At 68.7% G+C, this 16059-nt stretch carries 13 protein-coding genes; 5 read left to right on the top strand and 8 right to left on the bottom strand.

What is annotated here, in order from left to right:
• Positions 1–113 precede the first annotated feature (113 nt).
• A complete protein-coding gene (locus OHA25_RS03380) occupies positions 114–3872 on the top strand; it encodes a WD40 repeat domain-containing protein (protein WP_327586162.1) in 3759 nt (1252 codons plus the stop codon).
• 776 nt (positions 3873–4648) lie between these two features.
• Here OHA25_RS03380 and OHA25_RS03370 read toward each other — a convergent pair.
• The 4 genes from OHA25_RS03370 to OHA25_RS03350 all read right to left on the bottom strand — a co-directional run bounded on the left by OHA25_RS03370 (position 4649) and on the right by OHA25_RS03350 (position 6774).
• Positions 4649–5107, bottom strand: a complete 459-nt coding sequence (locus tag OHA25_RS03370; protein WP_327586161.1) for a hypothetical protein — start codon at positions 5105–5107, stop codon at positions 4649–4651.
• 286 nt (positions 5108–5393) lie between these two features.
• Entirely contained in the window at positions 5394–5906 is a 513-nt protein-coding gene (locus OHA25_RS03365; protein ID WP_327586160.1) for a DUF6461 domain-containing protein, read from the bottom strand.
• Positions 5907–6092: 186 nt separating this feature from the next.
• Complete coding sequence (locus OHA25_RS03360) at positions 6093–6263, bottom strand: hypothetical protein (RefSeq protein ID WP_327586159.1); 171 nt, start codon at positions 6261–6263, stop codon at positions 6093–6095.
• Positions 6264–6579: 316 nt separating this feature from the next.
• Entirely contained in the window at positions 6580–6774 is a 195-nt protein-coding gene (locus tag OHA25_RS03350; RefSeq protein ID WP_327591237.1) for a hypothetical protein, read from the bottom strand.
• 156 nt (positions 6775–6930) lie between these two features.
• Between OHA25_RS03350 and OHA25_RS03345 the strand changes: the two genes are divergently transcribed.
• Positions 6931–7950 carry a LacI family DNA-binding transcriptional regulator gene (locus tag OHA25_RS03345; protein WP_327590918.1) on the top strand — a complete coding sequence of 340 codons (1020 nt, stop codon included), beginning with the start codon at positions 6931–6933 and terminating at the stop codon, positions 7948–7950.
• Between the two features lie 17 nt (positions 7951–7967).
• Here the strand turns inward: OHA25_RS03345 and OHA25_RS03340 are convergent, their stop codons facing one another.
• Genes OHA25_RS03340 through OHA25_RS03325 form a run of 4 tightly spaced genes read right to left on the bottom strand, consistent with a single transcriptional unit; the run spans position 7968 to position 11947 of the window.
• Positions 7968–8840, bottom strand: coding sequence for a nucleoside hydrolase (locus OHA25_RS03340; protein ID WP_327586158.1), 873 nt, complete (start codon positions 8838–8840; stop codon positions 7968–7970).
• A 19-nt stretch (positions 8841–8859) separates the two neighbouring features.
• The gene (locus OHA25_RS03335) at positions 8860–9678 is read right to left on the bottom strand and encodes a carbohydrate ABC transporter permease (protein ID WP_327586157.1); all 819 of its coding nucleotides are present in this window, start codon (positions 9676–9678) and stop codon (positions 8860–8862) included.
• 5 nt (positions 9679–9683) lie between these two features.
• Positions 9684–10673, bottom strand: a complete 990-nt coding sequence (locus OHA25_RS03330) for a carbohydrate ABC transporter permease (RefSeq protein ID WP_327586156.1) — start codon at positions 10671–10673, stop codon at positions 9684–9686.
• Positions 10670–11947, bottom strand: coding sequence for an ABC transporter substrate-binding protein (locus OHA25_RS03325; protein WP_327586155.1), 1278 nt, complete (start codon positions 11945–11947; stop codon positions 10670–10672). Before OHA25_RS03325 ends, OHA25_RS03330 begins: the two co-directional genes overlap by 4 nt.
• A gap of 255 nt (positions 11948–12202) precedes the next feature.
• Here OHA25_RS03325 and OHA25_RS03320 point away from each other — a divergent pair, with 255 nt between their 5' ends.
• The 3 genes from OHA25_RS03320 to OHA25_RS03310 all read left to right on the top strand — a co-directional run bounded on the left by OHA25_RS03320 (position 12203) and on the right by OHA25_RS03310 (position 16049).
• A complete protein-coding gene (locus OHA25_RS03320; RefSeq protein WP_327586154.1) occupies positions 12203–13225 on the top strand; it encodes a LacI family DNA-binding transcriptional regulator in 1023 nt (340 codons plus the stop codon).
• 72 nt (positions 13226–13297) lie between these two features.
• Entirely contained in the window at positions 13298–14986 is a 1689-nt protein-coding gene (locus OHA25_RS03315) for an ABC transporter substrate-binding protein (protein ID WP_327586153.1), read from the top strand.
• A gap of 85 nt (positions 14987–15071) precedes the next feature.
• Positions 15072–16049 carry an ABC transporter permease gene (locus OHA25_RS03310; RefSeq protein WP_327586152.1) on the top strand — a complete coding sequence of 326 codons (978 nt, stop codon included), beginning with the start codon at positions 15072–15074 and terminating at the stop codon, positions 16047–16049.
• Positions 16050–16059 lie beyond the last annotated feature (10 nt).

Here is a 16059-nt window from a genome sequence, read left to right as displayed (position 1 = left end):
CGTCAGGCAAGCGCTCCGCGGCCGCATCCGTTGGAAGGAGGACTTGACGCCTGCCGTGCTGGACGAGCATCTTTCTGGCGAGACCCTTCCCCGGCAGCAGGAACGCGGAACCCATGCCAGATCTCCCGAAGGACAAGGTCCCGCGTCGCTGGGCAGGGCTCAGATGGCTGGTGATCCTCCCCGTCCTGCTGGGAGTGCTCACGGCCGCTGCCGAACTGTCCGGCATCGACGCGCCCGGACCCGCGACGGTCGCCCTCTGGGGCGCGGTGATGGTGACAGCTGTCTCGATGGGACTGTTCGAGCTGGTCAAGGGGGCAAGGGAGCGCCGCCTGGAGCTCACGGGCCGGTCGGCGGAAGACAGCCGCCGACTCGCCGAGCTGCGGACCCACTTCCAGCCGCGCGGGCAGGGTGTCCTGCCCTCGTGGCCGAGGCGGGGTTGGTACTTCACCGGGCGGGAACGCGTCCTCCGCGAGTTGACCGGGTGGTTGGTGGCTGCGCCGGGCGCCGACCATCGGGCCAGGCTCGTCGTCGGGGATCCCGGCTCTGGTAAGTCGGCGGTGCTCGGCAGGATCGTGACGCTCTCCGACCCCGCCCTGCGACACGCGGTGCCCGAGCAGGTGCTGGCCGAGGCGCCGCCCGGCACGCTGCCGCCGGTCGGCTGCGTCCGCGCCGCCGTCAACGCGCAGGGCAAGACGCCCGCCCAGGTCGCCGCCGAGATCGCGGCTGCTCTGGGGCTGAGCGCCGGCACCCCGGCCGAGCTGGCCGCGGCACTCGCCGAGCGCGAACCGGAGCCCGCGGGCATCGTGGTCGACGCGGTCGACGAGGCGCTCGAACCGGCCAAACTGGTCTACGAGCTCCTGGAACCGCTGGCCACCGGCGCTGCCCGCACGGGTGTCCGGCTGCTTGTCGGGACCCGCCCCGGAACCGACCGGCACCTCGTGCGCAGGTTCGGCAACGCGGCGATCGAGTTGGACCTTAACAATCCGGACTACTCGGAACTCGGCGACCTCGTCACCTATGTACGGCGCTGTCTGATGGCCGCGGACGACCCGGAGGTGCCCAGCCCCTACCGCGACCGGCCGGACCTCGCCGCGACGGTGGCGGCCGCGGTCGCCTCGCGGGCGGGGCAGAGTTTCCTGGTCGCCCAGCTGACCAGCTTGTCACTGGCGGGCGCCGAGCGGGCCGTCGATGTGGAGTCGCCCGGCTGGAGCGATCGGTTCCCCGCCACGGTCAGCTCCGCGATGGACCAATATCTTGACCGCTTCGGCGCCGACCACCGACGGGCTCGGGACCTGCTGATGCCGCTGGCGTGGGCGGAGGGCCCGGGTTTGGCTGATCGTACGGCGTGGGCCAGAATGGCCACCGCGCTGGGAACCGCCTTCTACACCGAGGCCGACGTCTCCTGGCTGCTCCGCGACACCCTCGCCACCGACCTGCTGCGTCGTACCGCTCTGGCGGGCTCGGCACACCACCGTCTCTTCCACGCCGCCCTGGACGAGCACCTGCGCTCGCTGATCGAGGACGAGCGAGACCCTTGCGACGTCCACGCGAGTGTGGCGGGCACCTTGATCGAGCTGGCTCCGTCCGACTGGCAGGAGGCCGACCATTACACCCGCCACTATCTTGTCACCCATGCGGCAAGAGGAGCGGTGCTCGATCCCCTCCTGAGGGATCCGGGTTTCCTCGTCGCCTCCGACCCCGGCCGCCTGCTCCAGGCTCTCGACGCGGCGCGGTCGCCGGAGAACCGGGCCGTGCTGCTCGCGCTCCAGCGGGTGAGCGCTCAGCTGCTGGCCAGGCCCGCGACCGAGCGCGCGTCGTACCTGGAGATGGCCGCGCGTAAGAGCGGTCTGACGGAGCTGGCCGACGGCATCCGCGCCCTGCCCGCCGACCGGCCCTGGTCGGTCGCGTGGGCGCACTGGCGGCGGATCGCGGACGGCCGGGTGCTGGCCCGCCACGACGGCTACGTCCAGGGGCTGACGATCACCCGACTGCGGGGCCGACAGGTAATCGTCTCCGCGTCGGCGCGAGCGGTCCACGCGCACGACGTGCAATCGGGGGAACTCGTCGCGGACCTGCCGGGCACCTGGCCCTCCCCGATCATTCGCCTGGCCGCGCTCACTGGCGGCGGCCGGGTCGCCACCGTCCACGAGGACGGATCGGTGCTCCACTGGGACCTGGGCACGCAGGCGCAGTCCGGCCTCGGGTTCGCCACCGATCCGGGCGGCGACGACGATTCGCTGAAGATCTTCCCGCTCGGCGGCGGCGTCCAGGTCATGGCGAGCATGGACACTGACGGGGCCATCCGCGTGCGTGACCTCGCCACCGGCGACCTCATCGCCGAACCGTTCCGGGTAGAGCAGGCCCACAGCCTCCTGGGCGGCGGGTCGGCAGGCGGCCGGGCGCTGGCCGCGGTGCTTATGTCCGACCTCGCCCACGTCCAGGTCTGGGACCTGCGTTCGCATCAGCCTGTCGGACCCGCCTTCGCCCCTCACCGCACCGACGTGGAGGAGGGGAGGGAAGCCACGGGGCATGCGCTGATCATCGAGATGGACGATCGTCCCGTCGTGTTCCTCTCCGGCAGGAACTGGTACCCCTGCCTGCTCTGGGATCCGGAGCGAAATGTGCCGCTCGGAGAGCCGTTCGAGGGGCATGAGATCGGTTCCTGGACCGTGGACGTCATCCCGTGGAAGCGGGGCCGCCTTTTCTGCACCGGTGGCGGCGACGGCACGATCCGGTGCTTCGAGTGGCCGGCTGGCGGCCTGGCCGGCCAGCCGCTGCACGCCCACGACGGGGCCGTTGACCACGTGCTGTTCGCCGAGCTCGACGGCAGGCCCGCCATCGTCTCCGGCGGGCGCGACGGGCTGGTCAGGTGGTGGCCGTTCGCCTCTGACCTCTTCGCCGCCGGTCAAACCGGACCGCATGTGCTCGACCTGGCCGCCGCCGAGGTAGCCGGGTTACGTCTGGTCATCGGGCGGGATTCCGACCTTGGGGTGCTGCGTTCCTGGGACCTGGCCACCGGCGAGCACGTCATGGACTGGCCGCTCGGCGAGGCTACTCGCGTGGTCCACCTGGCGCCGCTCCCCCGCCTGGCCGTTGGGCTGCCCAAGGAGGGCCTTGGGGTTATGGACCTCGATACGGGCAGCCCACTCGGCTCCCCGCAGGTCTCCGACACCGGGGAATGGACCGACCTGGAGCTGGTGGAGATCCGCGGCCGGCCGGCGCTCGCCATTGCCTGGTCCGACGGAACTCTGCACCTGTGGGACGTCGCCGACGAGCGTTGGTGGCGATCTCCCCTCCGCTGTCACACGGGCCCGTTCTACTTCACGTACGGCTCGGTCGGCGGTGTGGCCCACGCCGTCACCTGGGCGGACGGCGAGGCTGCTCCTCTTCTGTGGAACCTGGAGGACGCCTCGCGCGCGACGGAACTGGAGGCCTGCCGCCACGATCGCCATGACCCTGTCCACTCTGGCTACTGCCTGGGCAGCATCGACGGCCGCCCCGTGATCGTGCTGACCGGGGGATTCTCGCACGTCGACGTGTGGAATGTGGAAACCGGCCGCCTCGACGTCTCCGGGGCGCTCCACGATGGTCACGCCATGGCGCTGGGACGCGTCCGCGTCGCCCGATTGGTTGGCCGGGACTGCGTGCTGTCCGGCGGCTACGCGGGGGCGCTCGCGATCTGGACTCCTGACGGCTCAATCGCGCGGATCATCGAGGTCGGCAGTCCGATCTGGTGGATCGTGCCGGCCAGCGAGTCGCGGATCATCGTGTCGGGCCTGATGGGGATGATGGCCATCGACCTCGCCGACGACTACTTCGACCGTCCCGAACTCCGGGTCGACCTGCGGCTGGAACGTCCGGCCCAACCATGACCCCGGCGCTGTCCCGAGCGCCCAGGCCCGGTTCCCCCGGGCACCGGCTCGGCGACCGGGAGATGCCGCTTCTGCTTCCTGGCCGTGAGCCGAGGCTGAATCCTAACTAGCGCCACTGTGGTCACCGGCGGGAGGTCCTGACGGCAACAGGACCAAGCGCCGCGGCCCTGCTCCACGATCAGCTACGCCCCTGACACAGCTGGTTTCAGGACTTGGTCGCATCCCAGATGTGCCGCATTGCCTCACCCTGCTGGCCGTGGATGCACTTGGCGTAGACGCGTAGCAGGACGTTGACGCTGTGGCCTGCTCATTCGGCAACCTCGGGTGCGGGGACGCCCGCGTTGAGCCACGTGGACACGCAAGCGTGGCGTAGGTCGTAGGGGACGACCATCGGAGGCGACCTGGCTTCCGTCGCGGCGCCCGCGACGTGATCGGCACCGTTGGGTTTTCGTCATCATGACCAGAGTTGGCCGTGGCCCTCAAAAGTTCCTGACGTCTCTGGAGCCGGCGTCTTCCTTACCCGCGAGGACACTGAGGACGCCGTCGTGCAGATCGGTCCCCATGTTGTCGACTGCTGGATCGAAGACGTTCCAATCGCTATCTGACGGTGCTCAGCCCGCCCGAAGCCGACCGCGGACGAAGCTGTGGTGCATCAACGGCTGTGCCATATACGTGCAATGATCACGGGTCTGATGGCGGCGAGATGTGGTCCCGTCCCAGATCGGAAGCCGTCTTTTGGCCCGAACGGCCACGAGCTGTAAAGCCATTGGCAGTTGTTACCGACTAACGATCGCCCCCTGTTCGGGACGGTTACTGCCGCTTTCTCTCCAGATCCCTTGATCGCGGAAGTTGGCGACGAACAGGTTGAAGTCGGGAAGGTCTTCAGTCTCTTCGCGGGCGAGGTAGTCGGCGGCCATGGCGCGTATAGCGTCGTCGGGGGCCGGTTGGATGCTGGCTTCGGTGCAGAACTCCTCGTACTGCCGGCGTGACATCCCACGGGCGAAGCGGCGGCCCAACTCCCAGCGAAGTTGCTTCCGCTTCTCGCGGAGCTGATGCATGATGCCCCAGCCACGCGCGTGGGCGAGGCGTCTGAAGATCGTTTCGACGAAGCTCTGATCGGGGGAAGCGTGCAGGCGCTCGCGGATCTCCGGGCTGAAGCACTCGTCGTCGGTCATCGGCGACAAGTCCAGCTCGGCGCACGCTCGTTCGTATTCCTCGCGGCTCAGCGTGCTCATGTCCGGCGCACCTGCGGCAATCTGTGCCGTCTCATGGTGGCGCGAACCTCTTGCCAGAACGGGTCCTCATGATCGTACGGGTCCACCGGGGGAGGAGGCTCCACGAGCGGCGGCTTGGGCATCGCGGTAGGCGATGTTCACCGCCGTACCAGCCCGTTCATCCTGGACCGCCGGGCCGTGTTGGTCCAGGAAGAACTGATCGGGACGGCCGAGACCCGAGCTGTTAATGCGGTTGGGTTGCGTCGTCGGCCTGCTGTGTTTGCGATGGGGCCGACAGCGAGGTGCCTCAGTACTCGAGAACGCCATGGGCGGCCACCACGTCACTTGACGTGTTCGGCCGCACCTCGGTGATGCGCTCGGCCAGCAGTAGCGCAGCGGCGAGCCCGCCCTCAGACTTGTCGTCGGCCAGCCCGAGCTCGATCCGGTCGGCCAGGTAGTCCTCCGGGATGCCGTCCTCGTCGCCGCCGAACAGCGGATCGAAGGTGAGGATGTTGCGACCGTCGGCGTAATGGTCGAAGGACGCGACCCTGTTCACGTTGACGAAGACACTCGCCGTGACCGTCCCGGCCGACAAGGGCCGCAGCACCTCGGGCAGCGTGCCGGCGAAGCCGTTCGACTCGCTCAGAATGGTCCCGCCCTCGGCCGGCCGGGCGCAGATGAGCCCTTCCTCGAAATCGCCTTCCTCGTCATCCCCGTCGAACACGTCAATGCCAAGGCGGGCCAGCGCCTCGCGCGGGGTGAGACCGCGGACGAAGGTTGCACAGAACGCGTCGTCATCGAGCCAGTCGTAGCTGCCCATGGGTGGGGATCCTGTTCTCTCGGGACAGATCATGGAGATGATGGCATGCGAGTCCGACGAGAAGTTGGCTCGACCTTGAGAGGCGGTACCGGGCTCCCTGCTCAGCGACGACATGCGGGTCCGTAACGTGTGGGTCGTGCGGGAGGTGCTCTGGAGATCTACATCGACAGATACCCGTACGGATTATCAGGCAGGTTCGAGGTGGTCGGCGAGGGGGCGGAGGGTGATCGCGAACCGGCCGCGGAGGCGCAGAAGAACAGGCCGGCGCGAGCGCGGCGGGATCATGTGTAACCGTGCGGCCTCGGCTCGTCGCTCAGCCAGGTCCGCGCGGACGAGCTCTTCATGCATGTGATGCATGGAAGGCACCTCAGGGGTCTTCGGGGAATGCGTGGTAGAAGATGAAGATCGGGCGGGTATCCGGCGGAGCCTCGCTCGATTCGACACGCGATTTGGTCAGCTCGCGCCACTGGGCTTCCCTCTTAACGCCATCACTAGCCTGCCCACCTGGCAGGCTGGCACCGCCGACCTGGCCACTTGGATCCGCGGCCACTGGAGCATCGAAAACCGGCTCCACTGCGTCCGCGACGTCACCTACGGCGAAGACCATTCCCAAGCCCGCACCGGCAACGCACCCCGCAACATGGCCGCTGTACGCAACCTCGGCATCGGCGCGCTACGCCTGACCGGCGCGACCAACCTCGCCCAACACGCTCGAGTGTCGCAGCATCGCCGACGTCGTCTTCATGTCGTCGCCGGCCGCCAAGGACAGCGTGGCCGCACCATGGCGAAGGTCGTGCAGCCGGATCGGCGGCAGGCTGGCCGCGAACGTCAACCACTCGAAAGGCTCGCTGACCCAGTCGGGCGTCATTCGCTGCCGTCCTCCCGCGTGAAGATGCGGCCGGTGTCCGTCCATGCCGGCCCCCAGACCTCGAGCCGCACAGGTGGGAAACCGGACGGTGAGATGGAGGCTCGACGAGGCGATCTCGTAAGCTGTTTTCGTGACTGCCGGGGTGAGATGCGAGTGGTGACGCGCAACGATGTGGCGCGGCTGGCGGGCACCTCACCCGCCGTGGTCAGTTACGTGATCAACAACGGGCCGCGCCCAGTCTCCGAGTCGGCCAGGCGGCGGGTGCTGGCCGCCGTCGAGCAGCTCGGCTACCGGCCCAACGCGGTGGCCAGGTCGCTTCGCTCGCGGCGCACCTGGACCATCGGCGTGATCGCCTCCGACAGCGCCGGGGGGACCAGCCCGTTCTTCGGCCAGTTCACCCGGGCCTGTGAGGAGGTCGCCTGGCAGCGGGGCTACTCCGTGCTGTTCGGCAACTCCGCCGAGGACCCGGATCGGGCCGAGGGCTATATCAGGGCGTTCCTGGAGCGGCAGGTGGACGGGCTGGTGCTCATGCGCGTGCCGGTCTCGCCCGAGCGGGCAGAGGAGATGCGCGGGCACATCCCGGTGGTCACCATCGACCACCAGGCGCCGCCGTTCTTTTCCCGGCTCGCGGTCGACGACGAGGAGGGCGGCTACCAGGCCACCCGCCACCTTCTGGAACACGGCCACCGGCGCATCGGCTTCGTCGGCGGGCGGTTGGACATCACGCCGGTGGAGCTGCGGGCGGCTGGGTGGCGTCGCGCCCTCGTGGAGGCGGGGGTCGAGGCCAGGGCAGGCCTGGTCGCCGAGAGCTCGCTGAGCCTGGAGGGTGGGTACGACGCGGCCTTCCGGCTCCTGTCGTCCGGCTCGCGGCCCACCGCGCTGTTCTGCTCCATCGACGACCAGGCCATCGGTGCGATGCGCGCCGCTGCCGACCTCGGGCTGGGGGTGCCCGGGGACGTGGCGGTCGTGGGGTTCGACGGGGCGCGGGAGGCCGCGTACACGGTTCCGGGCCTGACAACGATCAGCCAGCCGATCGGTGAGATGGCCAGGCACGCGACGGGAACCCTGGTGGGGGCGATCGAGTCGGCGGACGCCGAGCCCGTTACCAAGATCTTCCCCGCCGCCTTGGTGACCCGGGGCTCCTGCGGCTGCCCCGAGCCCCGGCTCCACCGCTGAGGCCCGCCGGCAGACCGTCAGGGGGCGGCGCGGACGATGCGGCGGACGATCTCCCGGGCCACCGGCTCCGGCGGGACAGAGGTGGTGATCCGTGTGCGACCCTCACCGGCCTCGAACGTGCTGGCCCCGTCCTCCCCCACGACCACCCGCCCTTCCGGGCTGAACGCGAACAGCTCGGGGACCAGCATGCTCAGCACCGTGATCGGATCGTGCGGGCTGTTCCACTCCGCGTTCCAGAACCGCCACCACTGCTCGATCTCCGCCTTGAGCGCTTTCCCAAGCGCCCCCGCCCCCGCGATCGTGGCGACGTCGCCGGCGTCGAGCTGCACCGTGGTGGTGATCTCCAGCCCGGTCACCGTGATCGGTGCGCCAGAGCCGAAGACGATGGCCGCCGCCTCCGGATCGCTGGCCAGGTTGTGCTCGGGCCTGGGATCGCCGAACCGCCCGCCCATGATCCACAGATGCCGCACGTCACGCGCGAACGACGGCGTGGCGGCGAGAGCGCCCGCGATGTTGGTGAGCGGCCCGATCGCCATCACGTCGATCTGCCCGGGCGCCCGGCTCACCTGCTCGACGAGGTACGCCGCCGCGTCCCCCGGATCCACCGGCTCGGTGTCCAGGTCGCTGAACAGCTTGCCCTCGTGCCCAGCCCACCAGACGGGCCGGTCGGTCAGCGGCTTCGCGGCACCCGGGATGCAGGTGAGGGACCGGCCGGCCAGCCGGGCCAGCCGCTTGGCCAGGCGCGCCCGCAGCAACGTGTCACCGTAAACGGTTGTGCATCCGACCAGGTCCACCTCCGGCGAGCCGAGCAGGACGGCGAGCGCCAGCGCGTCGTCCACGTCGGAGCCGATGTCGGTGTCGAGGATGACGCGCATGGCCGGATGAGTCATGGTGACCTTTCTGTCGGGGTTATTTGAGTCCTGTAGTCGCGATCGACTGCGTGAAGTGGCGCTGGAAGCGCAGGATGATCAGCAGGGGGATGGCGGTCAGCACGATGGAGCCGGCGAACAGCTCGCCGTAGTCGATGGTGAACTGGCCGCGCATGTTCGCCAGCGCGATCGGACCGAGCTGGTGGGCGGCGTCGGTGCCGATGAGCAGCGGCCAGACGTAGGACTGCCACTGGAAGATGAACAGCGTGAGACCGGCGCTCACCAGGGCGGGACGCGACAGCGGCAGGTAGATCCTGGCGAACACGCCGAACCAGCCCAGCCCGTCGATGCGCGCCGCCTCCACCAGGTCGCCGGGAATGGCCAGGAAGAACTGCCGCAGCAGGAAGATGGCCAGGCCATGGCCGAGCCCCGGCAGGATGAGTCCGGTGTACGTGTTGGTCAGGTCCCAGTCGCGGAACAGCGTGGCCAGCGGGATCGCGATCGCGTCGAACGGGATGAGGAAGCTGAGCACGACGATCGCGAACAGCGCACCCTGGCCCTTGAAGCGCACGGCCGACAGCCCGAACGCGGCCGCCGAGGAGATCAGCAGACCGGCGGCGACGGTGACGAGCGCCACGATCAGGGAGTTGAGTATGGCCCGGCCGAAGTCGCCGGTGACCAGGCGGGCGTAGTTGCCGAGGGTGGGCTCGGCGGGGACGAGCGTCTCCCACGACAGCCGCGAGATGTGCTGGAAGATCTCCGAGCCGCCGCGCAGCGAGCTGGACAGGGCCCACAGCAGCGGCAGCGCGAAGGCCAGGCCGATGAACGTGGCGAGCAGGGCGTACAGACGTCGTGACATCGGGGTCAGTCCCTCCCGCGCAGGAGCCGGAACTGCACGATCACCACGGCCAGGACGAGCAGCACCAGCAGCATCACCTCGGCCTGCGCCAGGCTCAGGTCGCCCACGGTGTAGGCGCGGGTGAAGATGTCGAACATGGTGACGTTGGTCGAGCCCTGCGGGCCGCCGTTGGTCAGCATCTGTACGGGGGCGAAGACGAGGAAGTTCGAGACCGTGTTCGCCACCAGCACGAACGCCAGCGGCCGGCGTAGCAGAGGCAGCGTGACGTGCCAGAACCGGGACCACGCCGAGGCCCCGTCGATGGCGGCGGCCTCGTACAGGGACGTGGGGATGTCCTGCAACCCGGCGATGAGGAACATCATCCAGTAGCCGACGCCGATCCACGACAGCAGCACGATGAGCGACCACATGGCCTGGCCGGGCGAGGTCAGGAAGGGTTGCGGCGGGATGCCGAGCACGCTCAGCACCGAGTTGAGCAGGCCGTCGGGCCGGTAGGCCACGCTCCAGATCGCCGCGGACACCGCCGGGGGCACCGCGATGGGCAGGATCACCAGCACCCGCAGGAACCGCACGCCCGCGAAGCGGCGGGTGAACAGCACGGCGAGGGCCAGGGCGGCGGCGATCTGCAGCGGGTTGACGATCAGGCTGAACAGTAGGGTGACCCGGACGCTCTGCAGGAACGTGGGGTCGGCGAAGAGCGTGGCATAGTTGCCGAGGCCGACGAACGAGGTCTCGCCGGTGACCAGGCTGGTGTGGCTCAGGCTGCTCGCGAACGCCATGGCGGCCGGGACCAGCCGCAGCACCAGCAGCGCGGCCAGCGCCGGCGCCAGGAAGGCCAGCGACACCAGCACCGGCCGGCCCACCTGCGTCCGGCGGTGCCGATGCGCCTCCTGGACCCGCCCCGCGGCGGTCCGCCGCCGCACCCGAGGCCCGGCCGTGTCATGCCCGGCCAAGGCAGCGGTCCGGTCCTCGGCGTGCTGCTGGCGGCTCGTCATCGGAGCTGGGCCCAGGCGGTCTTGAGCTCCTGGGTGGCCTGGTCGAGGCGGGTCTTGGCGTCGGCGCCGTTGCGGATGTCGGCGAACGTCTTGGTCATGATGTGCTCGAACTGGATGTACCCGACCGACGTGGGCCTGGCGACGGCCGTGTGGTCGGCGTCGTAGGTCAGGATGGCGCCGACGCCCTTGCTCTTGTCGCCGCCGAGCGCATCGAGGACCGGCACGTACTTCTGGAAGGCGGCCCGGTTCGACGGGATGATCGTGGTGGCCTTCGTCGTCAGCAGGTTGCCGTCCGGGTCGAGGGAGGCGTACTCGAGAAACTTGCGTGCGAGTTCCTGGTTCTCCGAGGCCGGGTTGATGCCCCAGGACCAGGAGCCGGTCGGGGTGACCTGCTTGCCGTCCGCGAAGTAGGGGTACGGAGCGACGCCCCAGTCGAGGTCCTTGGCCGCGGAGAAGATGCCCACATCCCACGGCCCGCCGGCGAAGAACGCCACCTTACCCTCGGCGAACAGCGGCGAGGTCTGGAAGGAGCCGACTCCGCGGGGCGCGAGCTTGTCCGCGAACAGGCCGCGGTACCAAGTCATCGCCTTGATCCAGCCGTCGGTGGTCAGCGCGGGTGTGAGCATGCTGGGCCCGGTGATCCCCGAGCCGCCGCCGAGCGACTCGGCCAGGCTCTGCAGCTGGTAGTACTGCTCGATCTGCTCGGGGATGAGCGCCCACTGCGCGCCGGCCTTCGCCTGGGCCTTCTTGCCCGCCTCGACCGTCTGCTCCCACGTCCAGCGCTTGGCCGGGTCGCTGGGCGGTGAAGTCACACCGGCATGCTTCAGCAGCGTCCTGTTGTAGAAGAGGAACTGGCCGGAGGTCCAGATGGGGACGGACCAGAGCTTGCCGTTGTGCACGTTGACGTCGTACTGGGCGGGCAGGGCCGCCTGCTCGACCCGGTCCTTCCAGTCGCTCAGGTCGACCAGGAAGCCGCGGGTGGCCAGCGCCGCCACGCGCGGCTGGTCGACCGTGTAGACGTCGATCGTGTCGTCCTTGGCGGCCAGCCGCTGCTGAAGTGTGCTGTTGAGCTGGTCGAAGGGGACTTGCGTATAGGCGATTTTGACGCCGGGGTTCTTCGCCTGAAAGCCGTCGATGACCGGCTGGAACGTCTTGGGGTCCTCCGGGCCGACGAAGCGCAGGGTGTTCGAGGCGGAACCTCCGCCGCTGCCGCCAGATCCGCAGCCGGCCGCCAGCACGGCCAGGAGACTCACGAGGGCCAGGCTCTTCTTCACGGCTTTGCTCCTTCTGGCCGCTGACCAGGTTGATCATCGAGTCTACACGTGTCAACTACGATTGGCCGCCAGCATGCCACGAACCCATCCGAAGGGACAAGCCTGTGGCCTGATGCAACCCATGCTGGGTGTTGACATACCGCGCGAAACTGGCGTAACTTCCGTGCAACGCAGAAGTAATACGCTTTACTAAAGCGCATTAACGAGAAGCGATCAGGGGCTGGTCTGCTCTGCGCCGATCGAAGGAGACTGGAAGTGGCCACGAACAAGCCGCGTCGCGTGACCATGAAAGACGTGGCGCGTCACGCGGGCGTTTCGCAGACCACTGTCTCCTTCGTGCTGAACGGACGGCCCGGCTCCACGATCCCCGACGAGACCCGTCAGCGGATCCTCGCGGCGATCGACGAGCTCGGCTACCGGCCCAACGCCGGAGCGCGGGCGCTCGCCGCGAAGCGCAGTGATTGGTACGGGCTGATCACCGAGATCGTCACCGCGCCCTTCGCCGCTGACGTCATCAAAGGCGCGCAGAACCGCGCCTGGCGTGACCGGAAGTTCCTGTTGATCGCCGCGAGTGAGAGCGACCCCGCTCAGGAGGCCGCAGCGATCGACCAGATGCTGGAGCACCGTGTGGAGGGGCTTCTGTATGCCACGACCTGGCATCGGGCCGTCACGCTCCCCAAGGCCGCCCTCGAGGTGCCGACGGTGCTCGTCAACTGCTATGACGACGAAGCGGATCTACCGTGCGTCGTGCCCGACGAGGTGACGGGCGGCTACCGTGCGACCCGTCGGCTCCTCGACGCCGGGCACACCCGCATCGGGTTCATCAATCTCGATCCTGTGATACCGGCCGCCATCGGGAGGCGCGAGGGGTATGAGCGTGCCCTGCGCGAGGCCGGGATCACCCCCGACCCCTCCCTCGTCATACCGGGCTACGCCACCGCCGACGGCGCCTACACCGCCGCCTGCGAACTGCTCGACCGTACGGGCGCCGACCGGCCGACCGCGCTGTTCTGCGGCAACGACCGGATGGCGATGGGCGCGTACGACGCGATCAAGGAACGCGGACTGCGCATCCCGCGCGACGTGGCCGTGGTGGGGTTCGACAACCAGGAACTCATCGCCGCTTATCTGCGGCCGAAGCTGACGACGCTCGCCCTGCCCTTCGAAGCCATGGGCACCGCGGGCGTCGACATGCTGGCCGCCCTCGCAGCGGGGCAGCCGCTCGACACCCACCGGGTGACGCTCGACTGCCCGCTGCTCGAACGCTCGTCGGTCTGACTGCGAATCAGCCCGCCGAGGAATCCCATCCCGTCTTCGTCCTGTGTGTTGAAGAGGAAAGGAGTCTTCATTATGACACCCCCCACGCCTTCACGGCGGCGGCTGCGCCCCGTCCTGACGGCGCTCTCCGTCTCCGCCGCGGCGGCTCTGGTGCTATCGGGCTGCACCGGCGGCACCGGAGGCGCCGCCGCGGCCGGTGGCGCCTCCGGTGACCAACTGCTCACGATCCCCCGCGAGGACCTGGCGACGTTCACGCGCAACTTCAACCCGCTCGCGGGCATGCAGGCCGCTCCCATGACCCATCAGGCGGTCTACGAGCCGCTGGTGGTGCACAGCATGGCGGACGCCAAGGACACGCCGTGGCTCGCCACCAAGTGGGAGCAGGCCGAGGACGCCCGCTCGCTCACGTTCACGCTGCGCGAGGGCGTCAAGTGGTCGGACGGTCAGCCGCTCACAGCCGACGACGTCGTCTACACCTTCCAGCTTCAGAAGGACGTGCTGGGCGGCTTCGACTACCTCGACAAGGTCACCGCGGTCGACGCCCAAACGGTGAAGTTCTCCTTCAACAAGCCCTTCTCGCCCGCCTTCTTCGAGATCAGCGGCCACTACATCCTGCCGAAGCACATCTGGTCCCAGGTGAAAGACCCGGCGAAGCACACCAATCCGGACCCGGTCGGCACCGGCCCGTACACCAAGGTCGAGAACTTCCAGAGCCAGTCGTACGAACTGCGCAAGAACCCGAACTACTGGCAGCCGGACAAGCAGCAGATCGCCGGCATCAGGATGGTCGCCTTCTCCGGCAACGACAGCGCCAACATCGCCTTCGTCAACGGCGAGGTGGACTGGACGCAGTCCTACATCCCGGACATCGAGAAGTCCTTCGTCGCCAAGGACAAGCAGCACAACCACTACTGGTTCCCACCCGTCGGCGCCATGATCAACTGGCAACTGAACACGACCAAGGCCCCCTTCGACGACCCGGCCGTCCGCAAGGCGCTCAGCATGGCCGTCGACCGCGACAAGGTCACCAAGGTCGCGATGAACGGCTACGCCGAACCCGCCGACTGCACGGGCCTGGCCCGGACGTACGACAAGTGGCGCGACACGTCCCTGGCTGCCTCGTGCACCTGGACGAAGCACGACACCGGCGCGGCGGCGCAGGCCCTGGACGCGGCCGGCTACCGGGACAGCGGCGGCAAGCGGCTGCTCAAGGACGGCAAGCCGTTCACGCTGGACATCTCCGTCGGCTCCGCCTCCTCCGACTGGATCTCGGTCGCCAACATCATCAAGCAGGATCTCGCGAAGGTCGGCATCACCGCCACCGTGAAGACGCCCGACTGGTCAGCCGTCCAGTCGTCGTACGACATGGGCACGTTCGACACCGGCATCGTCTGGAGCAACAACGGCGCCACCCCGTACGAGTACTACCGCGGCGTGATGTCGACCAAGATGCTCAAGCCCGTCGACAAGCAGGCCACCGAGAACTACCACCGCTTCGGCGACAAGAAGGCCGACGAGCTCATCGACGCCTTCGCCGCCGCCACGGACGAGACCAAGCAACGCGAACAGATGAACGGCCTGCAGAAGCTGTACGACGAGCAGGCGCCCCTGGTCCCGCTGTTCACCGGCCCCGAATGGGGCTCGTACACCGACGCCCGCTTCACCGGCTGGCCCACCGAGGAGAACCCGTTCGCCACCCTCGGCAACCGCAACTCCAGCACGATCCTCGTGCTCACCTCACTGCAGCCCGTCAAGGGCTGACGCCCGAGCGGACCGGCGGCCGTCCTCCCCCCGGACGGCCGCCCCCGCGCCCCGCCCCCACCGCCACTGACAGGGAGCACGACCCGTGCGTCTGATCCTGCGCAACCTGGGGTTCTATCTGCTCGCCTTCTGGGCCTCCATCACCCTGAACTTCGTACTCCCGCGCTTCATGCCGGGCGACCCGGTCTCCCGGATGTTCGCGCAGGCCCAGGGCACGATGCAGCCCGACCAGATAGCCCAGCTGCGGAAACTCCTCGGCCTGGACAACCGCCCCCTCTGGGAGCAGTACGTCACCTACGTCAAGAGCGTCTTCACCGGCGACCTCGGCATCTCCATCACCCGCTTCCCGACCCCGGTCACCGAGGTGATCGGCTCGCAGATCGGCTGGACCCTGCTGCTCGGCGGCATCGCGCTCGTCATCGCCGCCGTCGTCGGCAACCTGCTCGGCATCGTCGCCGCCTGGCGGCGCGGCGGCGTCCTCGACTCTGCCTTCCCACCCCTGCTGATCTTCGTCGGCTCGTTCCCATACTTCTGGCTGGCCATGGGGGCGCTGTACCTGTTCGGAGTGAGCCTGGGCTGGTTCCCGCTGCGGCACGCCTACGACGTCGGCCTGACCCCCGGCTTCACCGGCGAGTTCGTCTCGAACGTCGCCACCCACCTGGTTCTGCCCGCGCTGACCATCGTGCTGGTCTCCATCGGCGGCTGGATGCTCGGCATGCGCAACACCATGATCGCCACGGCGGCGGAGGATTACATCACGATGGCCGAGGCCAAGGGCTTGAGTCCGGCCCGGATCATGTTCCGCTACGCCGCCCGCAACGCGATGCTCCCGTCCGTCACCAACTTCGGCATGGCGCTCGGCTTCGTGGTCGGCGGCGCCCTGCTCACCGAGGTCGTGTTCGCCTACCCTGGCATCGGCTACCAGCTCCTGATGGCCGTCCAGGGCCTGGACTACCCCCTGATGCAGGGCATCTTCCTGACCATCACGGCGGCGGTGCTGCTCGCGAACTTCCTCGTCGACCTCGTCTATGTCCGCCTCGACCCGCGCGTCCGCGTCCGCTGAGGGGAGCCGC

It is taken from the genome of Nonomuraea sp. NBC_00507 (assembly GCF_036013525.1).
Lineage (GTDB): Bacteria > Actinomycetota > Actinomycetes > Streptosporangiales > Streptosporangiaceae > Nonomuraea.
The sequence above is the reverse complement of the archived record's forward strand: the minus strand, read 5'-3'. Positions and strand labels throughout refer to the sequence as shown.